We start from the raw sequence: 14609 nt of genomic DNA, 5'->3' as shown, positions 1-14609 counted from the left end.
CCCGAACTCGGCCGCCGCCATGCCGTGGGCGAAGTGGCGGGCAAGGGGGACCATGCGGATCGCCTTGACCGGCACCCGGGCTCTGACGTGCAGGACCGTGCCCAGTAAAGTGCGCCTTTGTTGTCCCCCTGAGCCCCGAGGTATCGAGCAGTGGCCCCCGCACGACCCGCGCCGTCCGAGTCCGCGGATGCAGCCGATTCCGCCGTGAGTGTCGTGGGTATCGGAGCCGATGGCTGGGAGGGGCTCTCCCCGTCCACGCGCGCGGTGCTGCTCGCCGCCGAGGTGCTGGTGGGCAGCGAGCGACAGCTGGCGCTGCTGCCCGTCTCCTGCACCGGGGATCGGGTCGCCTGGCCCTCCCCTCTGCGCCCGGCCGTCCCCGGTCTGCTCGCCGCACACGCGGGGCGCGCCGTCGTCGTACTGGCCAGTGGGGATCCGATGTTCTACGGAATCGGACGCACCCTCGTCGAGGAGTTGGGCCACGGAGCCGTGCGTGTCCTGCCGCACCCCTCGTCCACGGCGCTGGCCTGCGCCCGGCTCGGCTGGCCGTTGGAGGAGACCGAGGTCGTCACGCTCGTGGGCCGCCCGCTCGCCCGCCTCGCCGCCGCGCTGCACGAGGGCCGCCGGATCCTGGTCCTGAGCGCCGACGCCACCACGCCCGCCGACGTGGCCGCGCTGCTCCGCGAACAGGGCTTCGGCCCCAGCACGATGCGGGTCCTAGAGCAACTGGGCGGGGAGCGGGAACGTACGACGCGAGCGAGCCGTGCCGACGACTGGCAGCACCCTCCCGGCGACCCTCTCAACATCGTCGCCGTCGAATGCCGCCGCGCTCCGGAGGCATTGCGCCTGGGCGCGGTGCCGGGCCTGCCGGATGCCGCCTACGAGCACGACGGCCAGCTCACCAAGCGGCATGTGCGCGCCGCCACCCTCGGCGTGCTCGGCCCGGCCCCCGGGGAGCTGCTCTGGGACATCGGCGGCGGCTCGGGCTCGATCGCCGTCGAATGGCTGCGTACCCACTCCTCGTGCCGGGCGGTCACCGTCGAGCGCGACCCGGTGCGCGCCGAGCGCATCACACGCAACGCCGCCCGGCTCGGAGTGCCCCAGCTGCGGGTCGTCACCGGCGCCGCACCCGCCGTGCTGGCCGAACTCCCGCCTCCGGACGCGGTGTTCGTGGGCGGCGGCCTCACCGCGCCCGGTCTCCTCGAAGCGTGCTGGGAGGCGCTGCCCCTCGGCGGGCGGCTCGTCGCCAACACCGTGACGCTGGAGTCCGAGGCGCTGCTCGCCGACGCCTACCGGCGCCACGGCGGTGACCTGGTGCGGCTCGCGGTCGCGCACGCCGTGCCGGTGGGCGGCTTCACCGGCTGGCGCCAGGCCATGCCGGTGACCCAGTGGGCCGTGCGGAAGACGGCCGTTCCAGCTCACGAGACATCCGATCCGACCGATCCCGTTGCAGGAGCAGACAGATGACCGTGTACTTCATCGGCGCCGGTCCCGGCGCCGCAGATCTGATCACGGTGCGTGGCGCCCGTACGCTCGCCGCCTGCCAGGTCTGCCTGTACGCGGGCAGCCTCGTCCCGCGTGAGCTGCTCGCCGAGTGCCCGCCGGACGCACGGCTGGTGGACACCGCGCAGCTCAACCTCGACGAGATCACCGCCGAGTTGCTCCGCGCCCATGAAGCGGGGCACGACGTGGCCCGGCTGCACTCGGGGGACCCGTCGGTGTTCAGTGCGGTCGGTGAGCAGATGCGGCGGCTGGACGCGGCGGGGGTGCCCTACGACGTCGTGCCCGGCGTCCCCGCTTTCGCCGCCGCGGCGGCTTCCCTCAAGCGGGAACTGACCGTGCCGACCGTCGGTCAGACCGTCATCCTCACCCGTGTCGCCAACCGGGCCACCGCCATGCCGGAGGGCGAAGACCTGGCCACCCTCGGTCGCAGTGGCGCGCTGATCGTGCTGCACCTGGCCGCCCGGTACGTGGACCGCGTGGTGGGAGAGCTGTTGCCGCACTACGGTGCCGACTGCCCCGCGGCCGTGGTGGCCTACGCCTCCCGCCCCGACGAGTTGATCATCCGCGGCACCCTCGACGAGATCGCCGGAAAGGTGAAGGAGGCGGAAGTGCTGCGCACCGCCGTCATCATGGTCGGGCGGTCGCTGGGCGCGGAGCACTTCAGGGACAGCCACCTGTACTCGCCCGAGCGGGAGCGGCATTCCTGCTGACGAGGCACCGAGGGGCGGGCTGCGGACAGGACGGGCCGCGTGGCGGCGCCGTCGCCTAGCGGACCGTGCTGCGGCCCACGACCGTGCCCGCTCGGTCGATGCAGATCACGTCGACCGTGACGGGCGCACCCCGCAGCACCGCCAGTGCCTCGTCGCGGGCGGCGACCGCCACCAGGTCGCCGAGCGGAACCCCGGCGGCCTGGCACAGCTGGAGCGCGGCGAGCCCCGTGTTGGCCGAGGTCACTTCGGCGACCAGGGTCTGGTTCGCGCCGCCACGGCGGGCCAGTTCGCCGAGGAAGCCCTTGTCGACCTGGGAGCGGCCGGAGTGCAGGTCGAGATGGCCCGCCGCCAGCTTGGACAGCTTGGCGAAACCGCCGCAGATCGTGAGCCGGTCGACGGGATGCCGGCGTACGTACTTCAGTACGGCACCCGCGAAGTCCCCCATGTCGAGCAGGGCGTCCTCGGGCAGCCCGTACTCGGCGACCACCGTCTTCTCGGACGTCGACCCCGTGCACCCGGCGACATGCGTGCGTCCGGCCGCGCGGGCCACGTCCACTCCGCGCCGGATGGAGTCGATCCACGCCGAGCAGGAGTAGGGCACCACGATGCCGGTCGTGCCCAGGATCGAGATGCCGCCGAGAATGCCGAGGCGGGGATTCCAGGTGGAGCGGGCGATCTCCTCGCCGTGGTCGACGGACACCGTGATCTCGATATCGCCGGTGCCGCCGTACCGCTGTGCGGTCCGGGCGATGTGGTCGCGCATCATCCGGCGCGGAACCGGGTTCACAGCCGGTTCGCCGACCGGCAGGGGCAGACCGGGCCGGGTGATCGTGCCCACACCGGGACCCGCCTTGAACACGACTCCGGCACCCGCGGGCAGCCGCCGCACCGTCGCACGCACGAGCGCGCCATGGGTCACGTCCGGGTCATCGCCCGCGTCCTTGACGATGCCCGCCATGGCGTGCGAACCGGCCAGTTCCTCGGCCGCCAGCGCAAACGACGGGGTCTGCCCCTTGGGCAACGTGATCGTCACCGGATCGGGGAACTCGCCGGTCAGCAGCGCGGTGTACGCGGCGGTGGTCGCGGCGGTCGCACAGGCACCGGTGGTCCAGCCGGGCCGCAGGCCGGTGTGCTTGAGTTGGGCGCCACGACCGCCCTTGGGCTCATTCATGAAGGGAACCGAGCTTTCGTGCACGTATTGATCTTGGGCGGCACCACTGAGGCCCGCCGCCTGGCCGAACTTCTGGCTGAACTGTCGGCGGACGCCGCCCTGCCCGGGCTGCGGGTGACGAACTCCCTGGCCGGCCGGGTGGCCGCGCCCCGGCTGCCGCCCGGCGAGGTGCGCGTGGGCGGCTTCGGCGGGGCCGAGGGGCTGGCCTCGTGGCTGCGTGAGCACAAGGTGGACGCACTCATCGACGCCACGCACCCTTTCGCCGGAACGATCAGTTTCAACGCGGCACACGCCGCCGCCACCGCCCATGTTCCCCTGCTCGCGCTGCGACGCCCCGGGTGGGCCCCGGTGGCGGGCGACGACTGGCACGAGACCCACTCGCTCGAAGGAGCCGCGCAGCTGCTGCCCGCCTTGGGCCGCAGGGTGTTCCTGACCAGCGGGCGGATGGGTCTTGCGGCCTTCGCGGGCCTGGACGAGCTGTGGTTTCTCGTACGGTCCGTCGACGCGCCCGAGCCACCGCACCCGGCCCGCATGGAGGTCCTGCTCGACCGGGGCCCCTTCACCCTCGACGCAGAACGGCAACTACTGCGCCGCCACGCCATCGACGTCGTCGTGACCAAGGACAGCGGGGGCGCGGCCACGGCGCCCAAGCTGACGGCCGCCCGCGAGGCCGGGCTGCCCGTGGTGGTGGTGCGCAGGCCGCCCGTGCCCGAGGCCGTGCGCGTCGTGGCCGAGCCGGAGCAGGCGCTCCGCTGGATGAAGGACGTCCAGGGCTCCGGTCTCTTTCCCGAGACCGGCTGACGCCGAGCATGCCGGGCTGAAGGCGGCGGCGTGGCCCGGGCAACGGGCCACGCCGCACCGCCGATTCACGCCTCCGGATAGCGGCGCGGCGTCCAGACGATCTCCTCGCCGTCCCCGCGCCGCACGGCCTGCGTCTGGGACGAGCCGACCAGCAGGATGGTGCGCATGTCCACCACGTCCGGGTCCAGTTCGGCGAGGCGCACGATGCGCACCCGCTCGTCGGGCCCGCCGACGTCCCGCGCGACCACCACAGGGGTGTCCGGCGCCCGGTACTCAAGGAGCAGCTCGCGGGCCTTGCCGACCTGCCACGTGCGGCTGCGTGAGCCGGGGTTGTACAGGGCGAGCACCAAGTCGGCGGCCGCCGCCGCACGCAACCGCTCGGCGATCACTTCCCAGGGCTTGAGCCGGTCGGACAGGGACAGCGTCGCGTAGTCGTGGCCGAGCGGGGCGCCCGCGCGGGCGGCGGCCGCGTTGGCGGCGGTCACGCCTGGCAGGACACGCACCGGAACGTCCGCGTACTCCTTCTCGGCAGCGGCTTCCAGGACGGCCGTGGCCATCGCGAACACCCCGGGGTCGCCCCCGGAGACGACGGCCACCCGGCGTCCGCGCTGGGCCAGTTGAAGGGCGAATTCGGCGCGCTCTGCCTCCACGCGGTTGTCGGAGCCGTGCCGCTGCTGGCCGGGACGCACCGGTACGCGGTCCAGATAGGTCGTGTACCCGACCAGGTCGTCGGCGTCCGCGAGGGCGCCCCGGGTCTGCGGGGTCAGCCACAGCGGGCCGGCCGGACCGGTGCCCACCACGACGACCTCGCCGCGCTCCCGTTCGGGACAGGGGGCGTCGACCTGGCTCGGCAGGACGGCGACCGAGAAGTAGGGGACCGTCTCCGGCTGCACGTCGGCGAGCTCGGCCAGGCGCTCCCCGCTCATGGTGGCCCGCTCGACATACCGGGTCCGGCCGAGTTTCCCCGAGCTCTCCAGTGCGCCGCGCACCTTGGGGAACGTGCGCCCCAACTTCATGACCACGGCCGTGTCCGTGGCGGCGAGGCGGGCGGTCAGTTCCTCCTCGGGCAGGGTGCCCGGCAGGATCGTCAGGACCTCCTCGCCCTCGACGAGCGGCGTGCCGAGGCGTGCCGACGCGGCGGACACGGAGGTGACCCCGGGGATGACCTCGGTGTCGAAGCGGGCGGCGAGCCGCTTGTGCATGTGCATGTAGGAGCCGTAGAAGAACGGGTCGCCCTCGGCGAGCACGGCGACGGTGCGGCCCGCGTCGAGGTGGGCGGCGAGCCGGGCCGCGGCCTCGGTGTAGAAGTCCTCCATTGCGCCCTTGTAGCCGCCGGGGTGGTCGGTGGTCTCGGTGGTGACCGGGTAGACCAGCGGCTCCTCGAGGTGGTCGGCACGCAGGTGCTCGGCCGCTATCGAGCGGGCGATGGACCGGCCGTGCCGGGCACTGTGATACGCGATCACATCCGCCTCGGCGATGACCTCGACGGCCCGCAGGGTCATCAGGGAGGGGTCGCCGGGGCCGAGCCCGACGCCATACAGCTTGCCGCTCACGGTCACTCTTCCTCGCTTGCGATGGCGTTGAGCGCGGCGGCCGCGATGGCGCTGCCGCCACGACGGCCGCGTACCACCAAGTGCTCCAGGCCCAAGGGGTGGTCGGCCAGCGCGTCCTTCGACTCCGCCGCGCCGACGAAGCCGACCGGGACGCCGATGACGGCGGCGGGCCGGGGCGCGCCCTCCTCGATCATCTCGAGGAGACGGAAGAGCGCGGTGGGCGCGTTGCCGATGGCGACCACGGAGCCCTCGAGCCGGTCGCGCCACAGTTCCAGGGCGGCCGCGCTGCGCGTGGTGCCCAGCTTGGCGGCCAGTTCGGGGACGGCCGGGTCGGAGAGCGTGCACAGCACGTCGTTGTCGGCGGGCAGCCGCTTGCGGGTCACTCCGCTGGCCACCATCTGCACGTCGCAGAAGATGGGCGCCCCGGCGCGCAGGGCGGCACGGGCGCGGGAGACGACGTCCGGGGTGTAGGTGACGTCGCGGACGAGGTCGACCATCCCGCAGGCATGGATCATCCGGACGGCGACCTGGGCCACGTCGGCGGGCAGGCCCGCCAGATCGGCCTCGGCGCGGATCATGGCAAAGGACTGCCGGTAGATCGCCGGGCCGTCCTTCTCGTACTCGAACACCGTGCTCCTAGTCATGCGTTGTCCTGGCGGGCCACTGCCAAGGCGGCGGCCCGCTGTGAGGGGTTGTCGTGCGTGGTGACGGTCCGCGTACGACCGGCACGGCGTACGGAGATCTGGTAGGTGGCGCCGTGCCCGGCGACCACGTCCACATGGTCCCCTGGAGGGTGTCCGCAGCGGCGCTCGCACCCCGACCAATAGACCGGGAGTCCGCCGCCCGCATCCGTACTGTCCGTACGCGTCATGTCCGTACTCGTCGTGGTGGCGTCAGCCCGGACGTCGGCCTGCGCCTTCGCGCAGCCCGGACGCCCGATGCACGCGCCGACGCCGGCCAAGGCGGAGGCCGGGGAGGTGATGAGCCCGGCCGCGGTGAGGCCGTGCAGGAGCTCGGCGGGGGAGTCGGGAACGATCACGCCACGCCACGGCGTCAGGCGCAGCTCCCGGGATGCGGAGGTCGTCAACTGCGCCCACTGGGCGGGCGCCATGCGGCCGAGCGGGGCCAGGACAGACAGGGCCGTGGTGCCGTCCGGCGCGGTGACGACGCCCGGCTCCGGCTCCGTGCCGAAAGTCCAGGAGGTCTCGACCGGCCCGGAAACGGGTATGCCGCACGCCCGCAGGTGACCTGCGACCGCAGCGGTCAAGTCGCTTACGCTCGTGGGGAGTTCGGCCACGCGCCAGGCCTGCCCGCCGCTCGCCTCCAGGAAGACCTCGGCTGCGAGCAGCGCGGAGCGAGGCCCGTCGGCGGCGGGCACGCGCAGCACACCGCAGGCACCCAACCGGAGGAGGGCTCCTTCGTCCGGCGCGGCACGCAACGTGACATCGGCGTCGAGCGCGGCGACGTCACCGCGTCCATCGTCCAGGGCGAACAGGAACCGCCCCGAAAGCCCGCTCGCCGTGTCGCTCGCGCACAGCAGGCCATCGAGCGCGGTCAACCACGGCCGCACGTCACGGTGTTCGCGGCCATCGAGACCGGACAACGGCGATGCCACGATGTTGCGGACCCGCTCGTGTCGGGGCGATGGCAGCAGTCCCGTGGCGGCCAGCCGCCGCGCCAGCTCTACACCGTCGTCGGCGTCCAGGCCCCGCAGCTGCACGTTGCCGCGTGAGGTGAGATGAACATCACCGTCCCCGAGTTCGAGGGAGGCTTGTCCCAGCGCCGCGGCCTGATCGGTGCGCAGAACGCCCCCGGGCAGGCGTACGCGGGCGAGCGCCCCGTCGTGCGCGGAGTGCAGCCGCAAGGCGCCCGGGCATGCGTCACCGCGGTCCCGGACGGCAGCTGTGGCCTGGGACGAAGGAGGGAGGGGGGCCGAGGGCATGGCGGCGAGCATACCGACCATCACACTGGCCTCGTACTCCCCGCGTCGGGTCGCCGACCCTTACTATGCTCCTGGTGGATCATCAGGTCCGCCATCGCCACGACGGCGACAGGGAGGAAGCCCGGTGCGAATCCGGCGCGGTCCCGCCACTGTGAGCCCGATCCGTGAGGGTCGAGCGAGCCAGGAACTCCTGCCGTCCGACACCGCCCGGGGCGCGGACACCCCGAGGAAGGCCGCCAGCGCATGCCGCATTCGTCCGGGGGACACCCCACGCACTCCTCCATCCTGCTCCTGTCGACGTCCGACACGGACCTGCTCAGCGCCCGGGCTGCCGCCGGCCCGGTGAGCTTCCGCTTCGCCAACCCGTCCCGGCTGTCCCTGGACGAGCTGCCCGCGCTCCTGGACGGCGTGGACCTGGTCGTCGTACGCCTGCTCGGTGGTATCCGCGCCTGGCAGGACGGGCTCGACCTGCTGCTCGCCGACGGCCGTCCCGTGGTGGTCCTCACCGGCGAACAGGCACCCGACGCCCAGCTCATGGCCGCCTCCACGGTCCCCGTCGGGATCGCCGCCGAGGCCCACGCCTACCTGGCCCACGGCGGCCCGGCCAACCTGGAGCAGCTGGCCCGCTTCCTGTCCGACACGGTGCTGCTCACCGGCCACGGCTTCGACGCACCCGCACCAGCGCCCTCCTGGGGGCCCTTGGAGCGGTCCGCGCGCCAGACGCCGGACGACGGCCCCACCGTGGCCGTGCTCTACTACCGCGCCCATCACATGAGCGGAAACACCGCCTTCGTGCACGCGCTGTGCGATGCCGTGGAAGCGGCGGGCGGACGCGCGCTGCCCCTGTTCGTGGCGTCCCTGCGCGCTCCCGAACCGGAGCTCATCGAGACGCTGCGGGCCGCGGACGCGATCGTCACGACGGTCCTCGCGGCGGGCGGCACGAAGCCCGCCCAGGCCTCCGCCGGCGGCGACGACGAGTCCTGGGACGCGGGCGCCCTGACCTCCCTGGACGTGCCGATCCTGCAGGCCCTGTGTCTCACCGGCTCGCGCGCCGCCTGGGCCGAGAACGACGAGGGCGTCTCCCCGCTGGACGCCGCCAGCCAGATCGCCGTTCCCGAGTTCGACGGCCGTCTCATCACGGTGCCGTTCTCCTTCAAGGAGATCGACGCGGACGGTCTGCCGGCCTACGTCGCCGACCCCGAGCGCGCCACCCGCGTCGCCGGAATCGCCCTGCGCCACGCGCGTCTTCGACACATCCCGGCCGCCGAGAAGCGGCTCGCCCTGGTGTTGTCCGCGTATCCGACCAAGCACTCCCGGATCGGCAACGCGGTCGGCCTGGACACCCCCGCAAGCGCGGTCGCGCTCCTGCGCCGCCTGCGCGAGGAGGGCTTCGACTTCGGCGCGGCGGATGTGCCCGGCCTCGCCTCCGGTGACGGCGACGAACTGATCCGTGCGCTCATCGAGGCGGGCGGCCACGACCAGGACTGGCTCACCGAGGAACAGCTCGCCAAGAACCCCGTGCGTGTGCCCGCCGCGGACTACCGGCGCTGGTTCGCCACGCTGCCCAAGGAGCTGCGCGCCGCCGTCGAGGAGCACTGGGGCCCGGCGCCCGGCGAGATGTTCGTCGACCGCAGCCGCAACCCCGAGGGTGACATCGTCCTGGCCGCCCTGCGCCACGGCAATCTGCTGATCGTCATTCAGCCGCCGCGCGGCTTCGGCGAGAACCCCATCGCCATCTACCACGACCCGGATCTGCCGCCCTCGCACCACTACCTGGCCGCCTACCGCTGGATAGCCGCCGCGCAGGAAGACGGCGGCTTCGGCGCCGACGCCATGATCCATCTTGGCAAGCACGGCAACCTGGAGTGGCTGCCCGGCAAGAACGCCGGCCTGTCCGCCGCCTGCGGCCCGGACGCGGCGCTTGGCGACCTGCCGTTGATCTACCCCTTCCTCGTCAACGACCCCGGCGAGGGCACGCAGGCCAAACGCCGCGTCCACGCCACCCTCATCGACCACCTCGTCCCGCCGATGGCGCGCGCCGATTCCTACGGTGACATCGCGCGCCTGGAGCAGCTCCTCGACGAGTACGCGCAGATCGCCTCCATGGACCCGGCGAAACTCCCTGCCATCCGGGCCCAGATCTGGACCCTCATCCAGGCCGCCAAGCTGGATCACGACCTCGGCCTGGCCGATCGTCCCGACGACGACGGTTTCGACGACTTCCTGCTGCACGTCGACGGCTGGCTGTGCGAGGTGAAGGACGCCCAGATCCGCGACGGCCTGCACGTCCTCGGTGCGTCGCCGCAGGGCGGGGACCGGGTCAATCTCGTTCTCGCCATCCTGCGCGCCCGCCAGATCTGGGGCGGTGCGACGGCGCTGCCCGGGCTGCGCGAAGCCCTCGGCCTCGACGAGTCGGCTGCGACCCGCACCACCGCGGACGAGGCGGAGGACAGGGCTCGCGCCCTGGTCCAGGCGATGGAGGACGCCGACTGGGACCGTGCTGCGGTCCCCACCGAACACGGTGAACAGGTTGCCGCCATTTTGGAGTTCGCAGCCCGCGAGGTCGTTCCCCGCCTGTCGGCCACCACCGACGAACTCGACCACGCCGTCCACGCCCTGAACGGTGGTTTCGTGCCGGCGGGGCCCTCCGGCTCCCCCTTGCGCGGCCTGGTCAACGTCTTGCCGACCGGCCGTAACTTCTACTCGGTCGATCCCAAGGCCGTCCCCTCCCGCCTGGCCTGGGAGACCGGACAAGCCCTGGCGGACTCCCTCCTTGAGCGCTATCGCACCGACAACGGCGACTGGCCCACGTCCGTGGGCCTGTCCCTGTGGGGCACCAGCGCGATGCGCACCGCCGGGGACGACGTCGCCGAAGCCCTCGCCCTGCTGGGCGTGCGCCCGGTCTGGGACGACGCTTCCCGCCGCGTGACGGGACTGGAGGCCATCCCGGCCGCGGAGTTGGGCCGCCCCCGCATCGATGTGACGCTGCGCATCTCGGGCTTCTTCCGTGACGCGTTCCCGCACACCATCGGCCTGCTCGACGACGCCGTACGCCTGGCCGCTTCCCTCGACGAACCGGCCGAAGCCAACCACGTGCGCGCCCACGTCCAGGCCGACCTCGCGGCGCACGGCGACGAACGCCGCGCCACCACCCGCATCTTCGGCTCCCGGCCGGGCACCTACGGCGCCGGTCTGCTCCAGCTCATCGACTCCCGTGACTGGCGCACCGACGCCGACCTCGCCGAGGTCTACACCGTCTGGGGCGGCTATGCCTACGGCCGTGAGCTCGACGGTTGCCCGGCCCGCGACGAGATGGAGACGGCGTACAAGCGCATCGCGGTCGCCGCGAAGAACACGGACACCCGCGAACACGACATCGCCGACTCCGACGACTACTTCCAGTACCACGGAGGCATGGTCGCCACCGTCCGTGCCCTGCGCGGCAGCGCCCCCGAGGCGTACATCGGCGACTCCACCCGCCCCGAGACGGTCCGCACGCGCACCCTCGTCGAGGAGACGTCCCGGGTCTTCCGGGCCCGCGTCATCAACCCCAAGTGGATCGAGGCCATGCGCCGCCACGGCTACAAGGGCGCCTTCGAACTGGCCGCCACCGTGGACTACTTGTTCGGCTACGACGCCACGACCGGCGTGGTCGCCGACTGGATGTACGACAAGCTCACCGAGACCTACGTCCTGGACCCGGTCAACCGCAAGTTCCTCCAGGAAGCCAACCCCTGGGCACTGCACGGCATCGCCGAACGGCTCCTCGAGGCGGAGTCCCGGGGAATGTGGGAAAAGCCGGACCCGGCCGCTCTCAACGCCCTGCGCCAGGCGTACTTGGAGACAGAGGGCAACCTGGAGGGCGGGGACTGATACCGGCTCCGCCACGGACCCGTCCCTCGCGACATGCGTGCGCCGGCCGGGGAGTGATCCCCTCTCCCACGGCCGGCTCATCTGCGGGCCTTGTTTACGGAGCTACCTCTTCTTGCGGTGGGTGGTCCGCGTCTTTCCCTGGTGGATGGTTGCGCGGGTCTCCTCGGCCTGCGCCTTGATGGTCTTCTGGACCGAGGGGGGCAGGCCCTTGCCGCGGAACGTGTCGACCATCTTGTTGAGGACGGAGTCGGCTTCCACCAGGTTTCCGTCCTTGGCGTGGACACGGGCGAGACGGCGCATCGCCTTGTTGAGGGTGATGTTGTCCAGGCCCTCGTCGCCGGTGGAGGCGTTGATGGCGGCGCTGAGCTGCTGGACGCTTTCCTTGATGTCGGGTTCGCGGACGACGAGATGGCCGTCGCGTATGTACTGGAAGTGGCGGCCGGCGTTGGCGCCACGGGCCAGGCGGGCGTGCGCGGCGAGCGGGTGGTCGCCGTAACGCTCGATGATCTCCTGCAGGGCGTCGTTGCCGTGCTGCAGCTGCGGCGCGTCGGAGCCGAGGAACGTCAGCAGCTGTCCCTGGTCGTCGCCCTGCAACAGCTCGCCGATGTGCTGGTCCGCGGCGGCCAGCGGCTGGCGGACGCGGATCGTGCGCGGGGCGGAGACCACGCGGGATCCGTCGGGGGCCTGGTAGGCGGCCGTCACCTTGTACAGGCCGGGTTCACTGAAGTAAAGGCCGTCGGCGCCGTATCCGAGGTACACGCTGGTGTAGAGGGCCGGTGTCTCGGCGGTGAGCGTGGTGGTCTCGTGCGCGCAGGTGCGGGTGAGAGGCAGGAAGAGGCGGCTCTGCCCGTAGGGGTCGGTGATCGCCACGGTGACGCTTCCTGCCTCCGGGTTCAGGTCAGGGGTCACGGTGACCTGGCTGCGGCTGCCGGTGCGGCCCAGCTTGAGCTGGGCGACGACCGGCTCGCCGTAGGCGAAGGCCGCTTGTCCCTCCAGCTCCAGTGCGAGACCGGTTTCGTCGGTCAGGGGCTGCGCGACCAGTTCCAGGGAGGGCTGCTCCTTGGCGGCGCCGGTCCCGAAGTTGCTGCCGCCCAGGATCACGTTGCGGTAGAAGCCGTGCCGCAGGTGGCGGATCTCGTCGTCGGTGAAGCTGAAGGGGAAGGCCCGGAAGAACGCGGCGCTCCGCCCGTCCTCGGGCACGCTGGGATCTCCGTCGTAGAGGTGCGGGTAGGACATCCACGACAGGTCGCTGTAGCGGCCGCGGGGATTCAGCGGTGCGGGCGGGACGGCCGCGTCCTTGGCGAAGGAGTGCAGCAGGTTGAAGGCATGGCCGAGTTCGTGGACGTAGGTGTGCAGTTCGTCGTTGGTGCCGAGGGCGTTCCACTTCGTGAACACCGCGATTCCCTGCCGTTGCAGGCCGGAGGTGTCGAACATGACGCCGGCGACCTGGTTGCCGTCGGAGTAGTCACGCGCGACGAGGGTCCACAGCTTCCACTGGGGTATGTCGCGGTACTGGCTGAAGTTGGCCTCCATCGCCGCGTGCAGTTCGGCCTTGGACCACAGGAGGTCCGCGCCGGATCCGGTGGTGTCCAGGACGTTGGTGGTGCCGGCGGTGCGCAGCTCGACGCCCGCCTCGGCGAACGAGGAGGGCACCGTGAGCACTCGGTTCGTGTATCCGGGCGGGGTGGCGGCCTTCGACGTGTCGTAGCTGCCGATCGCGGTCTCCCCGGTCACCGTGTCGACCTCGTAGTCCACCGTACGGAAGTACGCGGATGTCCTGGGCAGATCCCGCCAGAGGGCGAGGTAGTAGGAGTTCGCGTCGTCCAGCGTCAGCCACGCGGCAGCCCGCTGCGGCTGACCGGCAGCGGTGAGATTGATCAGCATCCGGACCTGCACCAGGTCAGGGGAGGGGGTGGCCCAGGTGAGCCCCTTGGCCACGATCACCACGTAATCGTGGGTCCACTGCACATCCACGCTGGTGGAGCGGAAGGAGTTGGCGTAGGTGGTGGTCTGGCCCGACACCGTGAACAGGTCGCCGCTGACCGTGGACAGCGTGCCGACGCCGTCGACGTCGACCCGCGCCTCGATGCTCTGGCCTGTGTTGGTGCCCTGGTAGGTCCCGGACAGGGGGAGGTAGCGCGTCGTGTAGTTCGCCGGAAGCTTGCCCAGGCCGGTGGTGAGTGAGGTGAGAGCGCCCGACTTCTCCACGCCGGTGCTCCAGTTGAGGATGATCCCCTGGGTTCCCTTGATGAGCAGCGAGCGGCGTACGCCGGCGGCGGGCGGCAGCGCGACGACGTGGTCGAGGTCGGAGCGGAAGTCGGCCGGGAGCTTGGCCCACCCGGGCGCGTCCGCGTCCGGGCCTTGCGTGATCAGAACATTCCGTTCGACGGACTCGGAGTTGACACCCCAGTTGTAGGTGAGGACGCGGCTGCCCTTGAACAGGTACGTGCGCCATTCGTTCGCCGAGGAGTTGGGTGCCTGCAGCAGTGCGTCGACGTTGTTCTGCCAGTCGGCGGGCAGCCAGCCGCGCATGACCAGCTCTTCGCGCTGCACCACGCCGGTGCCCACGCGATAACGCAGACTGTCCGAGCCGGTGATGAACAGGTACTGTGCCGAGCCGTCCGAGTGGGCGGGCAGTTGAAGTACGGCGTGCGGGTATAACTTGAAGTCCTGGTACTGCGTCTGCTGCAGCTCGGTGAACTGGCTCCCGTACACCTGGTGCGTCGACGCATCGGAGAGCAGCGCCGTCTCGCTGATGGCCGCGGCGGTGGAGGGCCGCAGGAACATCGCGGACCACTCCTGAGCAGTCGGGCAGGCCACCGCGCAGCGGAACCCCGTGGACTTGTGCCTGAGGAACGCCATGAGCGTCCCCTCTCTGAAAAGGTCGCGGCTTCAAGCACGCGAACGCTGGGCCTTCACCACAGCACCGAGGCGCACATTCCCCCAGACGCGCTACCGGCCATCTCGTCCCGATGGGGACTCCGGTCAGCGGACGTGTCCGCCGGGCAGTCAGAAGACCCATGGGCCGGTGGTGGCCCGCCTTGCTCGCCAGCATCTGG

9 protein-coding genes and 1 riboswitch are annotated in these 14609 nt (G+C 71.7%); of the genes, 4 read left to right on the top strand and 5 right to left on the bottom strand.

The genetic code is table 11. The features are described 5' to 3' along the window. Positions 1 to 150: 150 nt before the first annotated feature. The gene (gene cbiE / locus AB0I66_RS35435; RefSeq protein WP_363212138.1) at positions 151 to 1464 is read left to right on the top strand and encodes a precorrin-6y C5,15-methyltransferase (decarboxylating) subunit CbiE; all 1314 of its coding nucleotides are present in this window, start codon (positions 151 to 153) and stop codon (positions 1462 to 1464) included. Further along, a complete protein-coding gene (gene cobM, locus AB0I66_RS35430) occupies positions 1461 to 2210 on the top strand; it encodes a precorrin-4 C(11)-methyltransferase (protein ID WP_363212137.1) in 750 nt (249 codons plus the stop codon). The genes cbiE and cobM overlap by 4 nt, the downstream gene beginning before the upstream one ends. Positions 2211 to 2265: 55 nt before the next feature. Here cobM and AB0I66_RS35425 read toward each other — a convergent pair whose 3' ends face one another. Next, the gene (locus AB0I66_RS35425; RefSeq protein ID WP_363212136.1) at positions 2266 to 3381 is read right to left on the bottom strand and encodes a cobalt-precorrin-5B (C(1))-methyltransferase; all 1116 of its coding nucleotides are present in this window, start codon (positions 3379 to 3381) and stop codon (positions 2266 to 2268) included. 18 nt (positions 3382 to 3399) lie between these two features. On the opposite strand from AB0I66_RS35425, the gene AB0I66_RS35420 reads away from it, so the two are divergent. Next, positions 3400 to 4182, top strand: a complete 783-nt coding sequence (locus AB0I66_RS35420) for a cobalt-precorrin-6A reductase (protein ID WP_363212135.1) — start codon at positions 3400 to 3402, stop codon at positions 4180 to 4182. Between the two features lie 65 nt (positions 4183 to 4247). Here AB0I66_RS35420 and AB0I66_RS35415 read toward each other — a convergent pair whose 3' ends face one another. From AB0I66_RS35415 to AB0I66_RS35405, 3 genes are read right to left on the bottom strand one after another with little or no spacing between them, the layout of a single operon-like run. Next, a complete protein-coding gene (locus tag AB0I66_RS35415; RefSeq protein WP_363212134.1) occupies positions 4248 to 5735 on the bottom strand; it encodes a precorrin-2 C(20)-methyltransferase in 1488 nt (495 codons plus the stop codon). Between the two features lie 2 nt (positions 5736 to 5737). Beyond that, entirely contained in the window at positions 5738 to 6364 is a 627-nt protein-coding gene (locus AB0I66_RS35410; RefSeq protein ID WP_363212371.1) for a precorrin-8X methylmutase, read from the bottom strand. Positions 6365 to 6375: 11 nt separating this feature from the next. Beyond that, complete coding sequence (locus AB0I66_RS35405; RefSeq protein ID WP_363212133.1) at positions 6376 to 7677, bottom strand: cobalamin biosynthesis protein CobG; 1302 nt, start codon at positions 7675 to 7677, stop codon at positions 6376 to 6378. A gap of 85 nt (positions 7678 to 7762) precedes the next feature. Then, a riboswitch (cobalamin riboswitch) is annotated at positions 7763 to 7872 on the top strand. A 48-nt stretch (positions 7873 to 7920) separates the two neighbouring features. Between AB0I66_RS35405 and cobN the strand changes: the two genes are divergently transcribed. Beyond that, positions 7921 to 11550 carry a cobaltochelatase subunit CobN gene (gene cobN / locus AB0I66_RS35400; protein ID WP_363212132.1) on the top strand — a complete coding sequence of 1210 codons (3630 nt, stop codon included), beginning with the start codon at positions 7921 to 7923 and terminating at the stop codon, positions 11548 to 11550. Positions 11551 to 11652: 102 nt separating this feature from the next. Here the strand turns inward: cobN and AB0I66_RS35395 are convergent, their stop codons facing one another. After that, positions 11653 to 14412 carry a hypothetical protein gene (locus tag AB0I66_RS35395; protein WP_363212131.1) on the bottom strand — a complete coding sequence of 920 codons (2760 nt, stop codon included), beginning with the start codon at positions 14410 to 14412 and terminating at the stop codon, positions 11653 to 11655. Positions 14413 to 14609 lie beyond the last annotated feature (197 nt).

Origin of the sequence: Streptomyces sp. NPDC050439, assembly GCF_040655335.1 — a bacterium.
Lineage (GTDB): Bacteria > Actinomycetota > Actinomycetes > Streptomycetales > Streptomycetaceae > Streptomyces.
The sequence above is the reverse complement of the archived record's forward strand: the minus strand, read 5'-3'. Positions and strand labels throughout refer to the sequence as shown.